Source organism: Actinosynnema sp. NPDC037264 (genome assembly GCF_055603705.1).
Map to the genome: position 1 here is coordinate 26,931 of NZ_JBVJVK010000042.1, position 19,668 is coordinate 46,598.

Below are 19,668 nucleotides of genomic sequence, written 5' to 3' on the forward strand. Positions count from 1 at the left end.
GATCAGTCCACTGAGGACTGATCGGCCGCGACCCGGGCGAGGCAGAGGTAGCGCAGTTCCGGGTCGTAGTCGCCCGCCAGCACCGTGTCCTCCTGCGCACCGGCCAGATCCCACCACACACCCGTCGTGGGCTGCCCGGCCGGCGCGCGGGTGTGGTCGGGGTGGTCCGGCCACACCGCGGCGAGCGAGTCGCTCAGCGCGACCCGTGCGCCGGGGTGGCCGGCCGACAGCTCGGCCACCCCTCGCCGAGCCAGTTCGGCTACGGTATCCGGCCCCACGTCGGGGTACTGGAGCACCTCGGTAGCCCGGGCACCCGCGCTCCCCTCGTACAACATGGCCACGCCCCGGTGTGCCAACGGTGTCGCCGCCGCCGACTCGTAGGGCAGCGCGGCCTGTTCGACCACGACCAGCAGCGCCCGCCGCACGCCGTAGTCGCCGATCAACCGCAAACCGGTGAACGGCGACGCGCTGCCCTGGTCGCACACGGCGAACGACATCGGCGTGCCGGGGCAGACGTGGCTGAGGTAGGTCGCCGTCGCCCGGCCCGGCCACACGTCGTGGATCGAGAACGCCAGCACCAGCAGGTCGACCGGCTCCGTCGGGGGCACGACGTCCGACACCAACGCCTTCGCCATCTCGCCGTAGGACTGGCCGGACAGGTCGGTGAGGGGTCCGGCGTCGAAGGGTCGGACGAGGTCCGCGAAGTAGTCGGTCACCTGCGCGCGGTGGTCGTCGTCGGCGAGGACGTCGGCGTTGCCGGTGAAAGCCCTGCGCCCCGCGCAAACCAGACGCATCACCAGGGCCGGCTGTGGCCGGCGATGAACGTGGCCAGCTCGCCGACGGTCAGCAACTCGTCCGGGCGCATCCGCTCCACGTCGATCTGGATGCCGAGCTGCTCCTCCACCTCCAGCAGCAGCTCCAAACCCAGCGACGAGCTGACCCCCAGCTCGTCGGCCATTTGCATGTCCTCGGTGATCGGCTCCTCGCGCTCGACCAGCCGCTTGAGGACGGTGGTCATGGCTTCGACCACGCGTTCCCGTAATGCGCTGTCGACCTGGGCGTCCGGTGCGGTCATGGCGGCCTCCTGAGTGGGACGTGGGATCAGTGCTGGAACACCATCGCGGAGAACGTCGCCCCGGCTCCGGCGCCGACGGTCGCGACGAGGTAGTGGTCGCCCTCGCGGAGCAGGTCGCGCTCCCTGGCGGTGCGGTAGTTGGCGAACGCGTCGGTGCAGAACAGGTGGCCGTGGTCGGGCACGTTCGACAGCAGCACCCGCTGCACCGGGAAATCCATGAGCGAGCAGAGGCGTTGCCAGGTCACGACGTTGACGTTGTGCGGCAGGACCAACCGGATGTCGTCCAGGGCGAGCCCCGCGTCGGCGACGGCCCGGTTGATCACCTCGGCCAGGGACGGGCGGTACTGGCGTTGGAACTCTTCCTCCCGGTCGCCGAACTCGCCGTCGAATTCACCGCGTTGGGCGCACACGAAGGACAACATCCGGTCGCGCGGCCCGTTGGCGCTCACCAGGCACGCGGACGCGCCCTCGCCGAACAGCGACGTGCCGGGAATCAGCCGGGCGTGGCGGGTGAACGCCTTCTCGCCCGTCAGCACCAACGCCAAGGCGTCGTCCGGGTCGCGGGCGAGCAGCCGACCGGCCAGCTCGACCGCCAGCAGCCCGCTCGCACAACTCTGTTGCGTGACGGTGAAAGCCAGCGCGTGACCGAGTCCCAGCTCACGGCAGACGTCGTGCAGCGGGTTGTGCGGGTACGGCACGACGACCGGCATCGCGCGGCCGTGGATCACGTACCGGACCCGGTGCTCCTGGCCGCGCAGTTCGGCGAGCCCTTCCACGGCGGCGCGCAACAGCTCGGCGGGCGAACGGTCCGGGTCGAACCGGACCTGGTCGAGCCCGTGGAACCGCCGGAAGAGCCTGACCTGGATGTCGGTCAGGCCGAGCGGGTCGGCCAAGTCCTCGAGGGGAACGCGGAAAGCCGGTGTGTACACCGACACCGCGTCGAGAGCGGTCACACTTCGGGATCCCACCACGTCGTTCCGGGGAACGTCAATGTGTGCCACCATGTTGCGGTGTCGCGGTTTCTGCTGGTCGTACTGCCGCTGCAAGGCCACCTCTACCCCATGCTCGCGATCGGGCAGGAACTCGCCCGCGCGGGTCACGACGTCGTCTGGTGCGGTCCGGAGAACGTGCTGCGCCCGCTGGTCGGTCCGGACGTGACCGTGCACCCCACCGGCGCACGGGCTTATCGCCGCTACGACGAGATGGGCATGGCCGGGGTGCGGGCGATGTGGGACGGGTACCTGATCCCGTTCACCCGCTTCACCCTCGGCCCCGTCGATGAAGCTGTGCTGGAGCACAAGCCGGACGTCGTCGTCACCGAGCAGTACGCGCTGGCCGGTGCGTTGGTGGCGCACCGGCACGGCATTCCGTGGGCGACCCTGTGCACGGGCACGCTGGAGCTGACCCCGCCCGAAGACCTCGTCGGGTTCGAGGACTACCTGGCCGACAAGATGGCGCAGGCGGTGGCGATGGCGGGCCTGTCCGACGAGCCGATCGACCCCCGGTTCTCGCCGCACCTGGTGATCGCCCTGATGACGCCCGGACTCGTGGGCGACGCTGTGCTGCCGGACCGCTGCGTACTCACCGGCGCGGCGCTGGGCACCCGGCCGAACGCGCCCGATTTCCCCTGGCAACGCTGGGATCCCGACCGCAGGCACGTGCTGGTGACGGTCGGTACGCTGGTCGGCCACATGATCGGCGACTTCTACGACCGGGCCGCCGCGGTGCTCGCACCCATGGCGGACGAGGTGCAGGCGGTGTTCGTGACTTCGGGCGTGGCCGCGGAGTCCTTCCCGGACGACGCCATCACCGCCGAGCTGGTGCCGATGCTCGACCTGATGCCGAAGCTGGACGCGGTGGTGTGCCACGCGGGTGGCGCCGTCAACGAAGCGCTCACCTTCGGGGTGCCGATGGTCGTCGCGCCCGTCCGGGCCGAGCAAGTGGCGCTGGCGCGGCAGGTGGCCCGGTCGGGCGCGGGCATCGAGGTGCCGATCCTCGACGTCACAGTGGCCGAACTGGACGCCGCCGTGCGGGCGGTGCTCGACGAGCCGGACTACCGGCGCAACGCCCGTCGGATCGGGGCGGAGTTCGCCGCCGCCGGTGGCGCGGCGGCCGCCGCCGCCCACCTGGTCGAGTTGGCGTCCGGCACGTGACCACACGCGAGCGGGAGGACGGTCCGGTGGACGGGTCCAGGGTGAAGGCGCTGCCGGCGGCCGAGGAGTTCGCGTGGGCGAGACAGCGGCGGGCCGACATCCGCCGCGCCGGTGGCGTCCTGGACCTGGTGCTGCCGCTGCGGGAGGGCGGTGGCGGCCCCGCGCTGTTCTGCGCGCCGCCGTTGGTCGGTGCGAGCTGGTGCTACCTCGCGCTGCTGCCGCACCTCGCGCCCGAGCACCCGGTGTACGGCCTGCAACTGCGCGGTCTGCGCAGGCCCGAACCGCTCCCGGTGGACATGGCCGAGGTGGCGCGGGACTTCGCCGACCGGATCAGGCTCACCCAGCCGCACGGCCCGTACCACCTGTTCGGGTGGTCGATCGGCGGCAACACGGCGCACGCGATCGCCGAGGAACTGGAGCGCCGCGGCCACGAGGTAGGCCTGCTCGTCATCGGTGACACGCTGCCCGGCCTGCCGAACAGCCTCAGCGTGGCCGATGACGACCTGTGGCTGGTGTGCGACTTCGTGCTCCGCGAGCTCGGCTACCAGCCGGTGGTCGAGCCGGACGACCCCGACCCGGTGCGCCGGATGCTGGAGGTGGTCCGCGGTCGGCCCGGGCTGGGGCTGCACGACTGGCCGGATCGCCAACTGCTCGCCTTGCCGCACGTGATCCGGAACAACCTCGCGGTGGCACAACGGCATCGCCCCGGTCGGGTCCGCTGCCCGGTGCTGTTCCTGTCCGCCACCGAGGACGAGCAGACCACCGAGGCGAAGGTGGGCTCGTGGGACGACTGCGTGAGCGGACCGGTCGACGTGGTCGAAGTGGACTGCCTGCACGAGCACATGCTGCTGCCGGAGCCGGTCGCGCGGATCGGCGCCGCGATCACGGCCCGGCTGGCCGGGAACCCGAAGTCCTCCGCAGCCACTGCGGACACGTCCGAAAGCCTGATTGCCACAGGGGAATCGCGAACCTAGTCTCGGTGCACAAGCCCGCGCCCGCGGTCGCCAGGTTCACGAGACCGGCGATCGCCACCGCCGCAGTTCGCCGAGCGCCACCGCCCCACCGCCGCCGATGCGGGAACCCGACTTGGTGTCTTCCGTTCGGTGGTCCACTGTTCTCCGCAAACGGGAGGTCTGATGAGTCGGGCGAACCTGCGCACCGCGCTGGCACAGGACATGCGGGTCGGCGCGGGCAACGTGCTGCCCATGCTGCTGGAGCACGGCGCCGACCTGGACGCCCCCCGGCTGACCTTCGACGTCGACGTGGACGGCATCCCCGCGTGGACGCCGCTGTCGCTGCGCGACCTGGCCGAACGCGTCGCCGCGCGCGCGGACTGGTTCGCCCGCAAGGGGATCGGCCGACGTGACCCCGTCGCCGTGTTCGTCACGTCGGCGGCCGACGTGTTCCTCAACTTCTTCGCGCTCAACCACCTCGGTGCGATCCCGGCGCTGATGAACGGGAGCATGCCGATCGAGGTCGCCGCGGAGTTCGTCCGCCGGCTGCGCGGCGTCGGCGTGCTGGTCGACGCCGACCACGCCGCGCTGCGGGACCACGAACTGGGCGTGCCGGTCCTGGGTGACGCCGCGGAGACCGGCACCGGTGACCCCGCCCAGGCACCCCCGCCCTACCGCCACCACGGCGACGACCCGGTGGCGATCACGCACTCGTCGGGCACCACCCGGATGCCGACGCCGGTCGTGCACTCGCACCACTCCCTGTTCGCCGCGGTGCGCGCGGTGCGGCTCACCGAAGCCAGGCCGCACGGGCAGGTGCGCGAGCTGTCCGTGCTGCCCGCCGCCCACGCCGCCGGGATCATCGTGGTGAACCAGGCGCTGTGCAACGGCTACGAGCTGCTGTGCCTGTCCGGGCAGGGCGGGCCGTTCGAGCACAGCGGCGAGGTGGTCCTGGACGCCATCGAGCGGTGGCGGCCCACCGGGGTGTTCGGTTTCGCGGTCACCTGGGCGGAGCTGGCTCGGTTCGACCTGTCCCGGCGCGACCTGAGCTCGGTGCGCAACTGGTCCAGCACCGGCGACTGCGCGCACGAGGCGCACATCCGCAAGCTCGTCGCGGTCGGCAGCCACCCCGTGTGGACGGCGGACGGCGTGGTCGACGTGCCGGGCTCGAAGTTCATCGACACGCTGGGCTCGACCGAGATGGGCCACGCCGCGTTCGCCATGAGCCACCGGCTCGGCAGCGACCGCTACGACCGCTGCGTCGGCAAGCCGTACCCGTTCGCGGAAGTGGCGTTGCTGGACGTGACGACGGGCGAGGAGGTGCCGGTGGGCCAGGTCGGTCAGTGCGGGCTCAAGTCGCCGACGCTCGCGCCCGGCTACTGGAACGACTCCACCGCCACCTACCGCAACCGACTCAACGGCTACTACCTGACCGGTGACCTGATGTACCGGGACGAGGAGGGCTACTACTACCACCTCGACCGGGCCAGTGACGCGGTGGACCTCGGCGACGGGAACTGGCTCTACACCGCGTTGACCGAGGAGCGCATCCTCGCCCGGTGCCCGGACGTCCGCGACTGCACGGTCCTGGCGACCAGGCGGGAGGACGGTCCGCCGATCACCGACGTGCTGCTGGTGCTGCACGAGGGCGCCGACCCCGCGCTGGACCGGGGTGAGGAGGTCCGCGCCGCGGTCGGCGAGGCGGTGGCGCGCACGGTGCGCCGGGTCGACGTGGTGCCCGACGCTCAGCTGACGGTCGGGCCGACCGGGAAGGTCCGCAAGTTCCTCACGCGGCAACGGGCTCTGGCGGACGCGCCCCACGGGAGGTAGTTCGTGCGGTATCCGCTGTCGTTCGCGCAGGAGCACGCACTGTCGCTGCCCGAGCCCCTGTCCCACGCGACCTGGCTGGACGGTCCGGTCGATCCCGTCGCGCTGCAACGGGCGATGGACGTCGTGGTCGCCCGGCACCCGACGCTCCGGACGAGCGTCAGCGCCTCCGGCGAGCAGGTCGTCTCGGAGACCGGTCGCGTGGTGGTGGAGCACGTCGTCGTGCCCGGTGACGTCGAACGGGCCGAGTCGATGGCCGCGGCGCTGGTCGGGCAGCCGTTCGAGCTCTCCCGTGAGCCGTTGCTGAGGGCCTCGGTGATCGAGGTCGGCGCGGACCTGTTCCTGTTCGCGCTGGTGGCGCACCGGGTCATCGCCGACCGCTCCGCACTGGCGATGCTGATCGCCGATCTGTCCACTGTGTACGGCGAAGGGCCGTCCGAGCTGTCTCCGTCGTGGATGGACTACGGGGATTACGCCGTGTGGCAGCGTGAGCGGTTGGACGGCGAGGAGTTGGCGCGTCAGCTGGAGCACTGGCGCGAGGTGTTGCGTGACGTGCCCGCACCACTGCGGCTCCCGAGCGGACACCGTGCCGACCGGGTGACGGCGGCGGTCGACCCCGCCGCGGTCCGACGACTGGTCGACGTGGCGGAAGGCGTCGGAGCCACCTTGTCCACGGTGTCCCTCGCCGCGTACGCCGTGGTGCTGTCCCGGTACGCCCGGGTGGACGACCTCGTGGTCGAAGTGCCGGTGAGCGGTCGCGTGCGGGTGGAGCTGGAGCCGATCGCGGGCCCGTTCGCCGACGCGGTCCCCGTCCGGGTGTCCCTGGCGGGCGAACCGGCGTTCGGCGACCTGCTGGTCCGGGTGCGGAACGCCACCGCGCACGCGGTGTCGCACGACGAGGTCCCGCTGACGAAGCTCGCCGAGGAACTCGAGGTCGACCTGTCCGCGCCGCGGTTCACCTTCGGGCCGCGTGCCGCACCGGCGCTGGACCTGCCCGGCGTGACCGTGCGCGGCCACGCCGTCCTGACGGGCACCGCCGAAGCCGACCTCGACCTGCGGGCGGACGAGCGCGGCACGCTGACCCTGGAGCACCGCACCGACCCGGGGTTCGCCGCCTGGTTGCTGCGGTCGGTGGTGGCGGTGCTGGAGCACGCCTCCGCGGACACCGCGGTGGCGGAGCTACCGGTGCCCGCTCCCGAGGGGGACTGGTCGGCGGTGACCGAGCCGTCGCCGAACGGCGTGGTCAGGCCCGTCACCGCGGAGCCGGAGGCGGACGAGGACCCGGTGCCGTCGCGTGACCGGATCGAGGAGACCATGGCCGGGATCTGGGCTGAGCTCCTGCGCACCACCGAGCCGATCGGCCCGCACGACAACCTGTTCGCCCGCGGCAGCGGGTCGCTGACCGCGGTCCGGTTCGCCGCCCGCATCGCCGACCTCTACGGCGTCACCCTGCCGATGGACCGCATCGTCACTTCGCCCACGATCGCGGCCCTCGCCGAGGTCGTGTCGGCCGAACTCGCTCCCGGCCCGCCCGACGACACCGCCCGCGACGCCGCGCTGGCCGACCTCTCCGACGACGAGCTGGACGACCTGCTGCGCGCGGTCGTGGCCGCCCGCGAGCGCCGTCGGACCACGGAGGGGGACCTCCGGTGAGCACACCGCCGGTCACCGCGGAGAACATCGCGGACCTGACCACCGGGACGTTGTTCGGCGCGTTGGAGGACCCGGCGCTCAACTCGATGAATTTCCTCAACGAGGTCGCGATCCACTATCCGGAGGCGATACCGCTGGCGGCCGGCCGGCCGAGCGAGGAGTTCTTCGACCTGGAGGACGTGCACCGATATCTGCGCGAGTTCTGCCGCTATCTCGCACAAGAGCTCGAGCGGACCGAAGAACAGGTGCGGCGCATCGTATTGCAGTACGGTCGGACCAAGGGGATCATCCACGAACTGGTCGCGGAAAACCTGCGGCTGGACGAGGGCATCGCGATCGATCCGGAATCGGTGGTGGTCACCGTGGGGTGCCAGGAGGCGATGTTCCTCGTGCTGCGCGCGCTGCGCGCCGACGAGCGTGACGTCCTGCTCGCGGTGTCACCGACCTACGTCGGATTGACCGGTGCGGCGCGGCTGGTCGACCTGCCCGTCCGCCCGGTGCGCACCGGCGAGCACGGGGTCGACCTGGACGACCTGGTCGCCGTGATCCGGCGGGAGCGCGCCGCCGGTCGCAGGCCGCGCGCCTGCTACGTGGTGCCCGACTTCGCCAACCCGTCGGGGCTGAGCCTGGACGTGGCGACCAGGCGGCGACTGCTGGAGGTGGCCGCCGCCGAGGACGTCCTGCTGATCGAGGACAACCCCTACGGGCTGTTCCACGGCGACTCGGACCGGATACCCACGCTCAAAGCCCTGGACGAGGACCGGCGGGTCGTCTACCTGGGCTCCTTCGCCAAGTCCGTGCTGCCCGGCGCCCGGGTGGGCTACGCGGTCGCCGACCAGCGGGTGGTCGGCGCCGACGGCGTGGTCGGCCTGTTCGCGGACCAGCTGTCCAAGATCAAGAGCATGCTGACGGTGAACACCTCGCCGATCGCGCAGGCCGTCGTCGGCGGCAAGCTGCTGGCGCACGGCTGCCGCCTCACCACGGCGACCGCGCCGGAGCGGCAGCTCTACGACCGGAACCTGCGGCACCTCGTGACCGGGCTGGCCGAGCGCTTCCCGCCCGGTACGGACGTCACCTGGACCGTGCCGACCGGTGGGTTCTTCGTCGTGGTCACCGTCCCGTTCGGGGTCGACGACGCGCTCCTGGAACGCTCCGCCCGCGACTACGGCGTGCTGTGGACACCAATGGGGCATTTCTATGACGACAGTTCGGAAGTCCGCGCCCTGCGCCTTTCCTGCAGTGTCGTATCGGTCGACCTGATCGACCGCGGTCTCGATCGGCTGGCCGCATTGATCAATGACCGGCGGGCCGATCGGGGAACCCGATGATTCATCACGACCGATTGGCCGATGGTGCGTCGGGTGAACCCTGACGTACGATTCGGCTCACTCGGTCCGCGGCTGAGTCGAAAGTTCCGCGCAACATTTTCGAATGACCTCCGGAACCAGGCGGGAGAACTGATGACAAAAGGCCTGGCGTCGGCCGGATCGGCCCTCGTGGCGAGTTCGGAATGGGTCGACGAGATCCTGCTGCGCGGCGCGGACGACGAGAGCTGCCTCCACTCGTGCGGACCGGTCGACCGGGCCGCGCTGCGCCGGTTGGTCGCGCAACGGCAGGCACGCCTGGCGGAGGCGGGGCTGCGCGCGGGCGGGTCGCTCGCGCTGCGCCTGCCGCCCTCGATCGCGTACGTGGCCAACCTCCTCGCCGGGTGGCGCATCGGCGCCCAGGTGAGCCTGCTCGACCACCGGCTCACCGCGTTCGAGGTCGACGCCGCGCTCGGCAGGCTCGCGCCGCAGGTGGTGGTCGAGCCGGGACGGATCACGAGCAGCCCGCTGAGCCCGTTCGCGGACGTGGAGGAGACCGTCACGGCCCGCCCCGGCCGTCCCGCCGCGACACCGCACGCGGTGATCCAGCTCAGCTCCGGCTCCACCGGCCCGTCCAAGGTGATCGGCCGCACGGCCGCCGACCTGGTCGCCGAGATCGAGCGGTACACCCGGATCGACGGCGTGCCGCAGCCCGGCGAGCGGATCGTCGTGCTGGCCTCGATGGTGCACGTGCTCGGCCTGGTCGGCGCCCTGCTGTACGGCCTGCACGCCGGTGTCCAGGTCAGGCCGCCCGAACGGCTCACCGGCGACAGCGTGCTGGACGCGGTCGCGGCTGAACCGACCCCGGCGACGGTGCTGGGCGTGCCGTTCCACATCGGACTGCTCGCGTCCGTGGTGGACCCGCCGTCCCTGCCGCAGCTCAAGCGGATGACCACCGGCGGCGAAGCGGTGCCCGCCGCGACCGCCGCCGCCTTCACCGCGAAGTACGGCGTGCCGCTGGGCAACATGTGGGGGATGACCGAAGTCGGCGTGATCGCCACCGACCTGTTCGGCGAGCACCGGCCGGCCCTGACCCCGGCACCCGGGCTGTCGGTCGTCGAGCGGGACGGCGAGCTGCTGGTGAGCCGGGCGGAGTCGCCGTACGTCGGCTTGTCCGACCCGGACCGGTGGGCGGACGGCTGGCTGCACACCAGGGACGCGGGCGAGGTCGACCCGGACACCGGGCTCGTCACCGTCAAGGGCCGCCTCGACTCCCAGGTGTCGGTCGGCGGCCTGAAGGTCGACCTGACCGAGGTGGAGGCGACGTTGGCCGAACTGCCGGGCGTGGTGGCCGCAGTGGTGCTGCACGACGACGTCATCACCGCCTACGCCCAGCTCGACGCGCCCGCCACGGCGGCATCCGTCCAAGCGGCCCTGGCCGAACGGCTCGCTCCCTACAAGCGACCGCGACGGCTGCAAGTCCTCGACGCGATGCCGCGCACCACCACAGGGAAGCTGGTCCGCGACCGCTCGGTGCTCCGCCACGCCTCGCAGGAGGTGGCGCGATGAGCGCGCCGCCCGACCGCGAGGACATCCTGGCGATGCTCGCGAGCCTGCACGGCAGGCCCGCGCAGGACGTCCCCGAGCTGATCGAATCGATGGAACTGGCCTGGCTGGTGCACCAGGTCGAACAGCGCTACGGCGTGCGCATGGAACTCGACAGCGGTCAGTACGGCCGCATGACCACCGTCTCGGGAGCCGCTGACGTGCTCCGGGAAGTGATCGGGATGCCTGATGAACATTTCCGGGATTGACCACATCGAGTTATACGTGGGCGACGCGAGGCAGGCGGCGTTCTACCTCTGCACCGCCTTCGGGTTCAAGATCTGCGGTCAGGGCGGGCCCGAGACCGGGCTGGACGGCGTGCGCTCGTTGTTGTTGCGGCAGGGCGACATCCAGGTCGTCCTGACCACCGGCCTGGTCCCCGACCACCCCGCGACCGAGTACGTGCGCAAGCACGGCGACGGCGTGGCGGTCGTGGGCATCGGCGTGGACGACGTCGAAGCCGCCTACCGCGGCCTCACCGAGCGCGGCGCCGAGCCGGTGTCGCCACCGCGCGAGTACGTGACCGGGGGACCGGGCGGGCGCGACCAGCGGGTCGTCGTGGCCGAGGTCTCCGGGTTCTCCGACGTGACGCACCGGCTGGTCGAGCGGCACGGCTCGCCGAAGGAGTTCCTGCCCGGCGCGATCGAGGTCACCGACCCCGAGCCGCACACCGACGACAAGCTGCTGCGCGCGATCGACCACCTGGCGATCTGCGTGCCCGCGGGCGGCCTCACCCCGACCGCCCAGTACTACGTGGACGTGTTCGGGTTCACGCAGGTCTTCGAGGAGTACGTCGAGGTCGGCGGCCAGGGCATGGACTCCAAGGTGGTGCAGAGCCCGTCCGGGAACGTCACGTTCACGTTGATCGAGCCGGACCCGCAGCGCCAACCCGGTCAGATCGACAACTTCCTGACCTGGCACGCGGGCGCGGGCGTGCAGCACGTCGCGTTCGGCACCGACGACATCGTCAAGGCGGTGAGCACGCTCGGCGACAAGGGCGTGCGGTTCCTCGGCACGCCGGGCACCTACTACGACGCGCTCGAAGAACGGGTCGGACACCTGGACGCGCCGCTGGACGAGCTGCGCCGGCTCGGCGTGCTGGTCGACCGGGACCACTGGGGGCAGTTGCTGCAGATCTTCACCGAGTCGATGCACGTGCGCCGGACGCTCTTCCTGGAGATCATCGAGCGGCGGGGCGCGCTGACCTTCGGCAGCGGGAACATCAAGGCGCTGTACGAGGCGAAGCAGGGCGAGCTGTCCGGCACGACGGCCGGCTGAAGGGGAGAGCACCGTGAACGAGTTCGCGCTGACCGAGCAGGAGCGCGCCCTGCTCCCGACCGACGACGAGGTCCGGTTCTACGCCGAGCACGGCTGGTACCTGTCGAAGAAGCTGTTCTCCGACGACGAGGTGGACGAGCTGGCCGCCGCGGTCGACCGGTACTACGCGGGGGAGCGCAGCCGCTTGCTGCCGACGCGCCCGCCCCGGCTGGCCTATTGGACGCCCGAGCACGGTGATGTCCAGCGCCACAACGACTACGTGCACTACGAGAGCGACGCGATCGCCAAGGCGCTGCTCAAGCCGCTGATCGGCGCGGTGGCCGCGCGGCTGGCGGAGGCTGACGAGATCCGGGTGTTCCAGTCGACCCTGATCTACAAGCCGCCGATCGCCGAGGAGCCGTCCAACGTCGTGCCCTGGCACTTCGACAAGCACTACTGGTCGTCGTCCTCGTCGGACCGGATGCTCACCGCGTTCATCCCGTTCCACGACTGCGACGAGGAACTGGGCACGATCACCATGGTCGACGGCAGCCACGTCTGGGAGGAGGTCGGCTCGGACGACAGCGCCACCAAGCACTTCGCCGAACGGGACCCGGACCACCTGGAGAACCTGCTCACGGCCAACGCAGAGCACAACGGCACCACGGTCCGGAAGATCCCGATGATCATCCCCAAGGGGCACATGAGCTTCCACCACTGCCGGACCTACCACGGCAGCGGGCTCAACCGCTCCACCCGGCCCCGCCAGGCCATCTCGCTGCACCTGCAGGACGGTGACAACGCCTACCGCGAGTTCCCCCTGTCCGACGGCAACCTCGCCTTCTACAACCACGACTCGCTCGTGCGGCGCACCGCGGACGGCAAGCCGGACTACGCCGACCCGGAGTTCTGCCCGCCCGTGTGGCGCGCCTGACCGCCGTGGCGGCACACGCCCCGGACACCGACGTCGGCCTGTACCGCACGGTGCGGCTGATCCGCCGGTTCGAGGAGCGGGCGGTCGAGCTCGTCCGCTCCGGTGACATCATCGGCGGCATCCACCCGTACACGGGCCAGGAGGCCATCGCCGCCGGTGTGTGCGCGGCGCTGCGCGTGGACGACATGATCACCAGCACCCACCGCGGGCACGGGCACGTGCTCGCGAAGGGCGCCGATCCGGCCCGGGTGCTCGCCGAGCTGGCCGGTCGTGCCACCGGGTTGAACAAGGGGCGCGGCGGGTCGATGCACGCCGCGGACTTCGCGCTGGGCATCCTCGGGGCGAACGCGATCGTCGGCGCCAACGGCGCGATCACGGCGGGCGCGGCCTGGGCCGCCCGGCAGGAGGGGAGTGACCGGGTCGCGGTGAGCTTCTTCGGCGACGGCGCGGTCAACCAGGGCGTGCTGCTGGAAGCCATGAACCTGGCCGCCCTGTGGCGGCTGCCGGTGCTGTTCGTCTGCGAGAACAACGGCTACGCCACCACCCTGACCGTGTCGGACGCCGTCGCGGGCACGATCACCGGGCGTGGCGAGGCGTTCGGGATACCGTCGGTGACGGTGGACGGGATGGACCCGCGCACGGTGCTCGCCGCAGCGCGCGAGGCGGTGGACCGCGCCCGCGCGGGCAGTGGGCCGTCACTGGTCGAGTGCCTGACCTACCGGTTCGACGCGCACCACACGTGGGAGCACAAAGCCCGGGTCCGCTACCGGGACGACGACGAGGTCCTCAGTGGACGCGAGAGAGATCCGGTGGAGATCCAGGGTGCTCGGCTGACCGACGGTGAGCGGGAACTCCTCGACGCGGAGGTCGAGTCCCTTGTGGACGCGGCGGTCGCCTTCGCGCTCGACAGCCCGCACCCCGACCCCGTCGGCGCGCTCGACCACCTCTACGCGACCGGGATGCGAGCGCGTCCGGGCGGTGGTGGGTGATGCCGTGGCTGTCCTACCAGAAGGCGCTCAACCGCGCGCTCGGCGACGAACTGGCCCGCGACCCTTCGGTGTTCGTGCTGGGTGAGGACGTCCGGGTCGCGGTCTCCAACGTGACCGCGGGCCTGCTCAAGCGGTTCGGGCCGGACCGGGTGCTGGACACGCCGCTGTCGGAGCAGGCGTTCACGAGCTTCGCCACCGGTGCGGCGCTGGCCGGGCGGCGGCCGGTGATCGAGTTCCAGATCCCGGCGCTGCTGTACTTGGCGTTCGAGCAGATCGTCAACCAGGCGCACAAGTTCTCGCTGATGACCGGTGGTCAGACCCGCGTGCCGGTGACGTACCTGGTACCCGGCTCCGGGTCGAAGACGGGTTGGGCCGGGCAGCACTCCGACCACCCGTACGCCCTGTTCGCCCACGCCGGGGTGAAGACGGTGGTGCCCGCCACGCCCGAGGACGCCTACGGCCTGCTGACCACGGCGATCCGGGACGACGACCCGGTGGTGGTGTTCGCACCGGCGGCGGCGCTCGGCGTCCGGGTCGACCTCGACCACGACGGGCTGGCCCCGGTGCCGCTCGGTGTCGGCCGGGTCCACCGCGAGGGCGGTGACGTCACGGTCGTGGCGGTCGGGCACCTCGTGCACGACGCGTTGGCGGTCGCCGAGGAGTTGGCCGGTGACGTCTCGGTGGAGGTGTTCGACCCGCGCACCGTGTACCCGTTCGACTGGGAGGGGCTGGCGGCCTCGGTGGCCAAGACCGGTCGGCTGGTGGTGGTCGACGACTCCAACCGCATGTGCGGCATCGCGGCCGAGGTCATCGCCACTGCGGCCGAGCGGTGCGCCCTGGTCGCGCCGCCCGTCCGGGTGACCAGGCCGGACGGCGCCGTGGTGCCGTTCGCCCTCGGGCTCGACCTCGCCGTGCAACCCGATCGCGCCCAGCTCACCGCCGCCATCCAGAAGGTGCTCAAGCAGTGACGACGGAGGCCCGCATGCCACTGGACCCGCCGCTCGGGAAGCCGGCCTCCGCGCCGCTCTACACCCTTTCGATCGAACAGGCGCGGGCCGCCGACCTCGCCGCGATCCGGGCGGCGGCGGGCGCGGGCGAGCCGGTGCGCCACGTCACCGATCGGCACCTGCCCGGACCGGGCGGCGACCTGCCGATCCGGATCTACCGCCCGGTGGACGCGGCCGGACCCCTGCCCACCCTGGTCTACTTCTTCGGCGGCGGTTGGGCGCTGGGCAGCATCGAGACCTCCGACGAGATCTGCCGCGCCCTGGCCAACGCGGTGCCCTGCCAGGTGATCACCGTCGGCTACCGGCTGGCGCCCGAGCACAAGTTCCCCGCCGCCGTGGACGACTGCCGCACGGCCGTCGCCTGGATCGCCGCGCACGCGGCAGAGCTCGGCGTCGACCCCGACCGCCTCGCCGTGGCGGGCGACAGCGCAGGCGGCAACCTCGCGGCCGTGGTGACCTTCGACCGCGGCGGCCCCGCACTGGCCGCCCAGGTGCTGGTCTACCCCAACACCGACCACCGCGGCGACACCGAGTCCATGCGCGAGAACGACGACCCCGCCGCGTTCAACCGCCGATCCGTCGCCTGGTACTGGGGGCACTACCTGGCGAGCCCGGACGACGGCCGGGACCCGCGGGCCTCACCCCTGCTCGCCGAGGACCTGACCGGCCTGCCGCCGGCGCTCGTCATCACCGCCGAGCACGACCCGCTGCGCGACGAGGGCGAGCGGTACGCCGAACGACTGCGCGCGGCCGGTGTGTCCGTGATCGCGACGCGGTATGCGGGGGTGGCGCACGGCTTCTTCGCCATGTCGGGCGTGGTGGATGCGGCTCGTGAGGCGCGGGCCGAGGTCGCGGCGTTCCTGCGCACCTACCTCGGTCGGTGAAACCCATGCCACCGACACCACGTTCGAAAGGGATCTGAACCCGTGCGCATCCTCTTCTCCAGCCTCGGTCTGTACGGGCACACCTTCCCCCTGCTGCCGCTCGCCGTCGCCGCCCGGGAGCTCGGCCACGACGTCGACTACTTCACCGGCAGCCTCTTCGCGGACGTCCTGGCCACGCACGGCATCGGGCACATCCGGGGCGGCATGTCGCCGCGCAAGGCGTTCGAGTCCGCGATGGCGGGCGTGGAGTTCTCGACAGCGGGTGACGTCGACGCCGAGCGGGTCGCGTTCACGTTCGCCTCGGTGCTGCCGCGCAGCTTCGCCACCGGGCTCGCGCCGGTCCTCGCCGAGCGCAAGCCGGACCTGGTCGTGCACGAGTTCGGCAACCCCGGCGCGGGCCTGGCCGCGAAGGTCGCGGGCGTGCCCGCGCTGTGCCACTCGTACGGTCGGATGTGGCAGGAACCCGACTTCGCCGAACCCGCCCGCGACTACCTCACCGCCCTCGGCGCGGAGCTGGGCGTCGAGGTGCCCTGGACCGATCCCATGACGCTGGGCCACCCGTACCTCGACATCTGCCCGCCTTCGGTGCAGAACCAGGCTTTCCTGGCCTCGTCGGCGCACCGGATCCCGTTGCGGCCGGTGGCGTTCGCCACACCGGGCGAGTTGCCGTCGTGGGTCGTGGAACACCGAGAACCCCTGGTGTACCTGACTTTGGGCACGGCGTTCAGCGAGGCGTCACTGTTGCGCACCGCCATCGACGGCCTGGCGGTGGTGGGCGCGCGGGTGCTCGTGTCCGCCGGACGGAGGGCCGACCCGGCGGCGCTGAGTGACCTGCCGGACAACGTCGTGGTGCTGCCGTGGGTGCCCCAAGCCGACCTGCTGCCCCACGCGGACCTCGTGGTCCACCACGGGGGCGCGGGCACCACGTTGGGCACGTTCGGCGCGGGCGTGCCACAGCTCGTCCTGCCGCAGGCGGCCGACCAGTTCAACAACGCCGATGTGGTGACCGAGGCCGGCCTGGGCGACCACCTGCTACCCGGAGACATGACCGCCGAGGCGATCGCGACCAAGGCACGCCGACTGCTCACCGACGACGCCGTGCACCACGCGGCCCGCGCGATGGCCACCGAGGTGGCCGCCATGCCGTCACCGCACGACGTGGCCCGCACCCTGCCCGACCACACCTGACCGGCGGCGGTGCGCACGCCTGCTGCGACAACCAGTGCAGGCGATCCTCATCCGGCTGTCTCAGGATCGCGCTCACGTCCGGAGGAGACGGATCATGCGCACATCGAAGACATCGACCAATCCCGCGCGGAAGAAGCTCATGGCAGTGGCCGGCGGCCCCTGATCGGAGCTGTGTCGTGGCACCGGCCCGGTGCCACGACCGCGAATCGTCAGCACGATCGTGGTGCCGAACGTCCGGTTGACCTCACCGCGTGCGCTGCCCGAGCGAGAGGTGGCGCCGGTCCTGCGGTTGGCTCGGAGCGTTGACAGACTGGCGTGATGCGGATCAAGTACCAGGTCGTGACGTTTGATGCCGCCGATCTCACCGCCGAGAGCCGGTTCTGGGCGGGGGTGCTCGGTGGTGAGGTGGACGAGGATGGTGACTGGCACATGGTGGTGGTCGACGGGGCGCCCCGTGTCGGGGTGCAGCTCGCGCCCGACCACGTGCCTCCGCAGTGGCCGGACGGCCCGACCAAGCAGCAGGTGCACCTCGACCTGTGGGTCGAGGACTTCGCCGAAGCGCACGGACAGGTGCTGGCTCTGGGCGCCTCGGTGTTGAAAGCGGCGGTGGGGAACACGTCGGGGGATGATTTCCAGGTCTACGCCGACCCGGCCGGGCATCCGTTCTGCCTGTGCTGGCGGTCGCCGAGCAACAGGAGTGACCGAGGTCGAAGCGTCATCCGGACGTCCGGTCGCGTTCACCGAGCAGGCGTACGGGTGGAGTCGGTACGCGCCGCGGGAACCGCCCAACCTGTGCCTGGATCGGCTGACCTCGGTCCGCGCCCGCCGGGAGCACGACGTCGGCACGTGGCTGCCGGAGCCGGTGCCCACGGCAGGTGCGCCTCGCGGTGGCGGCGAGGCGCACCTGCCGGTCAACGTCCTTGGCTGGGGCAGGGGAGCAGCGCCATCTCGCGAGCGTTCTTGATGGCGGTGGCGACCTGGCGCTGTTGCTGCGGCGTCAGGCCGGTGACGCGGCGGGAGCGGATCTTGCCGCGGTCGGAGATGAACTTGCGCAGCAGTGCCGCGTCCTTCCAGTCCACGTCGGTGATGCCCTCCTTGCGCAGGAGGCTCACCCGGCGCTTCGGCGCGCGTTCGACCTTGGGCATCCGGCTCACCAGCTCGACTTGTTGACGCCGGGCAGCTCGCCGCGGTGCGCCATCTCGCGCAGTCGGATGCGGGACAGGCCGAACGCGCGGTTGAAGGCGCGGGGGCGGCCGTCCACGGCGTCGCGGTTGCGCAGCCGGGTCGGGCTGGCGTCGCGCGGCAGCTTTTGCAACGCCCGCAAGGCCTCGTCGCGGCGTTCCGGGTCGAGTCGGATGATCTCCATCAGCTCGTGGCGCCGCAGACGGTGGTGGGCAGTCGTCGCCGTCCGATGCGCAGCTCGGCCAGCAGGTCGTCGTAGGCATTGACGAGGGCGGCGACCTCGTCCATCGCCGCCTGTGCCTTGTGCCCGACCGACGCACCGCGTGAGGACGACACGTCCAGGTGCAGTTGCCGCCAGTGCGCCCGAGTCATCGCCACGCGGTCTATGAGCCGGCCCAGGGTCTCGGTGTGCAGCAAGGCCGCTGGCGGCGCGTCGGGCACCGTCTCGGCAGCCCAGCGGTCGATCTGCTCGATCAACGTCGCGCGGGCGTTCGCGCAGTCGATCAGGATTCGGGCGCAGGCCGCGAGCACGGCGTCGCGTGCGTGGGGGTTCTGGGCCGCCTGGAGTGCTTCGGCTCGTTCCTGGTGGCGGCGGGCCAGCAGCGTGACCAGCACCAGCATGGGATGGTCGTCGGCCGGGTGTCGGCCGTCGAAGGCCTGCGTGATGTCGCGCCCGGTGGGCAGCAGCAGCGCGTCGTTCGGGTCCAGTGTCGCGGTGACCACGGCATCCCACCTTCGGGTGAAGGATCAGAGCAGGTCAAGCGGTACGTCCTCGACGGTGCCGCACGTTCGCGGCCCTGCGGAAGACACGGAGCTGTCGTGCATCACCAGTTCGTGCCTGGGTCGCGGCAGGAACTTCTTGGCACCGCCCGGGATCAGCTCGGTGAGCAGCTTGTGCAGGCGGTTGACCGTGTCGGTGCGGGCCCGTCCGAGTTCGTCGCGCCGGTCGACCAGCAGCCGCAGGGCCACGGTGTGGTCGTCGGCGGCGACACGGTTGAGGCCGCCGGTGCGCAGCGCGACCAGGGCGACCGAGCGGCGTCGGTGGCGTCGGTCTTGCGGCCGTGCCCGATGTCGAACACCCGCGCCCGCACCGCGCGCTTCGCGGGCACGTCCAGGACCGGTTCGCCGTCGGCGACCAGGCGCTGCGCCAGGTGCTTCCCGACACCGTTGCACCCCTCGACCGCCCACACCCGGTCCGGCCTGCGCCGTCCTTCCTCGAGCATCCGCCGGTAGCCGCCGTTGTCCGTGCCGAACCGTCCTTGCCCGACGGTTCGTCCCCGACTGTCGACGATCTCGATCGTGGCCGAGCGCTTGTGTGGTCGACACCGATGACCACGGGACTCACATCGCCTCCTCGCCTGTTCAACGACCTGACAGACGGGGAGGGCAACGCTACTTCGAGCCGGACAGACCCCTCTTGAGCCACAACCCCGCCACGATGCCCGGCGGGACGCACGCCATGAGTGAGCCACACCCGTAACCGCGCAGGTGGGCAGCCGATGAGAGCGTCCCGCCGAACATCTCGACCGAGCCTGGCCGGGCATCGACCGTGCCACCAGTCAACAAGTAGCCGATGAGCAGTGGGCTTGACCCGTTCTGACGGACATCTGTGATCCTCACCTGGTTGTACGGACTCGGGTTACTGGATGATCACGCG

20 protein-coding genes and 2 pseudogenes are annotated in these 19,668 nt (G+C 71.4%); 14 read left to right on the forward strand and 8 right to left on the reverse strand.

Annotated features, from left to right (window positions below):
* Nucleotides 1-2: 2 nt before the first annotated feature.
* From ACZ7GX_RS32560 to ACZ7GX_RS32570, 3 genes are read right to left on the reverse strand one after another with little or no spacing between them, the layout of a single operon-like run.
* A complete protein-coding gene (locus ACZ7GX_RS32560) occupies nucleotides 3-797 on the reverse strand; it encodes a hypothetical protein (protein WP_498782304.1) in 795 nt (264 codons plus the stop codon).
* Nucleotides 794-1,075, reverse strand: a complete 282-nt coding sequence (locus tag ACZ7GX_RS32565; protein ID WP_498782306.1) for a phosphopantetheine-binding protein — start codon at nucleotides 1,073-1,075, stop codon at nucleotides 794-796. The genes ACZ7GX_RS32560 and ACZ7GX_RS32565 overlap by 4 nt, the downstream gene beginning before the upstream one ends.
* Nucleotides 1,076-1,101: 26 nt before the next feature.
* Complete coding sequence (locus ACZ7GX_RS32570) at nucleotides 1,102-2,028, reverse strand: 3-oxoacyl-[acyl-carrier-protein] synthase III C-terminal domain-containing protein (protein ID WP_498782308.1); 927 nt, start codon at nucleotides 2,026-2,028, stop codon at nucleotides 1,102-1,104.
* A 57-nt stretch (nucleotides 2,029-2,085) separates the two neighbouring features.
* Between ACZ7GX_RS32570 and ACZ7GX_RS32575 the strand changes: the two genes are divergently transcribed.
* The 14 genes and pseudogenes from ACZ7GX_RS32575 to ACZ7GX_RS32640 all read left to right on the forward strand — a co-directional run.
* Nucleotides 2,086-3,228: a glycosyltransferase gene (locus tag ACZ7GX_RS32575; RefSeq protein WP_498782310.1), complete on the forward strand. Its 1,143-nt coding sequence runs from the start codon at nucleotides 2,086-2,088 to the stop codon at nucleotides 3,226-3,228.
* Nucleotides 3,225-4,202: an alpha/beta fold hydrolase gene (locus ACZ7GX_RS32580; protein WP_498782312.1), complete on the forward strand. Its 978-nt coding sequence runs from the start codon at nucleotides 3,225-3,227 to the stop codon at nucleotides 4,200-4,202. The genes ACZ7GX_RS32575 and ACZ7GX_RS32580 overlap by 4 nt, the downstream gene beginning before the upstream one ends.
* A 162-nt stretch (nucleotides 4,203-4,364) precedes the next feature.
* Nucleotides 4,365-6,011: a class I adenylate-forming enzyme family protein gene (locus ACZ7GX_RS32585; protein ID WP_498782314.1), complete on the forward strand. Its 1,647-nt coding sequence runs from the start codon at nucleotides 4,365-4,367 to the stop codon at nucleotides 6,009-6,011.
* A 3-nt stretch (nucleotides 6,012-6,014) separates the two neighbouring features.
* Nucleotides 6,015-7,661, forward strand: coding sequence for a condensation domain-containing protein (locus tag ACZ7GX_RS32590; RefSeq protein WP_498782316.1), 1,647 nt, complete (start codon nucleotides 6,015-6,017; stop codon nucleotides 7,659-7,661).
* Nucleotides 7,658-8,989: an aminotransferase-like domain-containing protein gene (locus ACZ7GX_RS32595; protein ID WP_498782318.1), complete on the forward strand. Its 1,332-nt coding sequence runs from the start codon at nucleotides 7,658-7,660 to the stop codon at nucleotides 8,987-8,989. Before ACZ7GX_RS32590 ends, ACZ7GX_RS32595 begins: the two co-directional genes overlap by 4 nt.
* 132 nt (nucleotides 8,990-9,121) lie before the next feature.
* On the forward strand, nucleotides 9,122-10,534 hold the full coding sequence (locus ACZ7GX_RS32600; RefSeq protein WP_498782320.1) for a class I adenylate-forming enzyme family protein: 1,413 nt from the start codon (nucleotides 9,122-9,124) through the stop codon (nucleotides 10,532-10,534).
* Nucleotides 10,531-10,779 carry a hypothetical protein gene (locus ACZ7GX_RS32605; protein WP_316034295.1) on the forward strand — a complete coding sequence of 83 codons (249 nt, stop codon included), beginning with the start codon at nucleotides 10,531-10,533 and terminating at the stop codon, nucleotides 10,777-10,779. Before ACZ7GX_RS32600 ends, ACZ7GX_RS32605 begins: the two co-directional genes overlap by 4 nt.
* Entirely contained in the window at nucleotides 10,760-11,848 is a 1,089-nt protein-coding gene (hppD, locus tag ACZ7GX_RS32610; protein WP_498782322.1) for a 4-hydroxyphenylpyruvate dioxygenase, read from the forward strand. The genes ACZ7GX_RS32605 and hppD overlap by 20 nt, the downstream gene beginning before the upstream one ends.
* A 13-nt stretch (nucleotides 11,849-11,861) precedes the next feature.
* Nucleotides 11,862-12,761, forward strand: a complete 900-nt coding sequence (locus ACZ7GX_RS32615) for a phytanoyl-CoA dioxygenase family protein (protein WP_498782324.1) — start codon at nucleotides 11,862-11,864, stop codon at nucleotides 12,759-12,761.
* Nucleotides 12,762-12,766: 5 nt separating this feature from the next.
* The gene (locus ACZ7GX_RS32620) at nucleotides 12,767-13,750 is read left to right on the forward strand and encodes a thiamine pyrophosphate-dependent dehydrogenase E1 component subunit alpha (protein WP_498782326.1); all 984 of its coding nucleotides are present in this window, start codon (nucleotides 12,767-12,769) and stop codon (nucleotides 13,748-13,750) included.
* Nucleotides 13,750-14,718 carry an alpha-ketoacid dehydrogenase subunit beta gene (locus ACZ7GX_RS32625; protein ID WP_498782328.1) on the forward strand — a complete coding sequence of 323 codons (969 nt, stop codon included), beginning with the start codon at nucleotides 13,750-13,752 and terminating at the stop codon, nucleotides 14,716-14,718. Before ACZ7GX_RS32620 ends, ACZ7GX_RS32625 begins: the two co-directional genes overlap by 1 nt.
* Before the next feature lie 14 nt (nucleotides 14,719-14,732).
* Entirely contained in the window at nucleotides 14,733-15,641 is a 909-nt protein-coding gene (gene lipP1 / locus ACZ7GX_RS32630) for a LipP1 family hormone-sensitive lipase (RefSeq protein WP_498782330.1), read from the forward strand.
* Nucleotides 15,642-15,683: 42 nt separating this feature from the next.
* Nucleotides 15,684-16,829 carry a glycosyltransferase gene (locus ACZ7GX_RS32635; protein ID WP_498782332.1) on the forward strand — a complete coding sequence of 382 codons (1,146 nt, stop codon included), beginning with the start codon at nucleotides 15,684-15,686 and terminating at the stop codon, nucleotides 16,827-16,829.
* 318 nt (nucleotides 16,830-17,147) lie between these two features.
* Nucleotides 17,148-17,444 (forward strand): annotated as a pseudogene (locus ACZ7GX_RS32640) (VOC family protein); the annotation flags it as partial.
* Between the two features lie 296 nt (nucleotides 17,445-17,740).
* Here ACZ7GX_RS32640 and rpsR read toward each other — a convergent pair.
* From rpsR to ACZ7GX_RS32665, 5 genes and pseudogenes are all read right to left on the reverse strand, one after another.
* Nucleotides 17,741-17,974: a 30S ribosomal protein S18 gene (rpsR, locus tag ACZ7GX_RS32645; RefSeq protein WP_498782334.1), complete on the reverse strand. Its 234-nt coding sequence runs from the start codon at nucleotides 17,972-17,974 to the stop codon at nucleotides 17,741-17,743.
* Between the two features lie 5 nt (nucleotides 17,975-17,979).
* Nucleotides 17,980-18,252 (reverse strand): annotated as a pseudogene (rpsN, locus tag ACZ7GX_RS32650) (30S ribosomal protein S14); the annotation flags it as partial.
* A complete protein-coding gene (locus ACZ7GX_RS32655) occupies nucleotides 18,195-18,632 on the reverse strand; it encodes a DUF4254 domain-containing protein (protein WP_498782389.1) in 438 nt (145 codons plus the stop codon). The gene ACZ7GX_RS32655 and the pseudogene rpsN, both read right to left, overlap by 58 nt.
* Before the next feature lie 126 nt (nucleotides 18,633-18,758).
* Nucleotides 18,759-18,980 carry a hypothetical protein gene (locus ACZ7GX_RS32660; RefSeq protein ID WP_498782397.1) on the reverse strand — a complete coding sequence of 74 codons (222 nt, stop codon included), beginning with the start codon at nucleotides 18,978-18,980 and terminating at the stop codon, nucleotides 18,759-18,761.
* Nucleotides 18,887-19,555: an IS110 family transposase gene (locus ACZ7GX_RS32665; RefSeq protein WP_498782391.1), complete on the reverse strand. Its 669-nt coding sequence runs from the start codon at nucleotides 19,553-19,555 to the stop codon at nucleotides 18,887-18,889. Before ACZ7GX_RS32665 ends, ACZ7GX_RS32660 begins: the two co-directional genes overlap by 94 nt.
* Nucleotides 19,556-19,668: the final 113 nt, after the last annotated feature.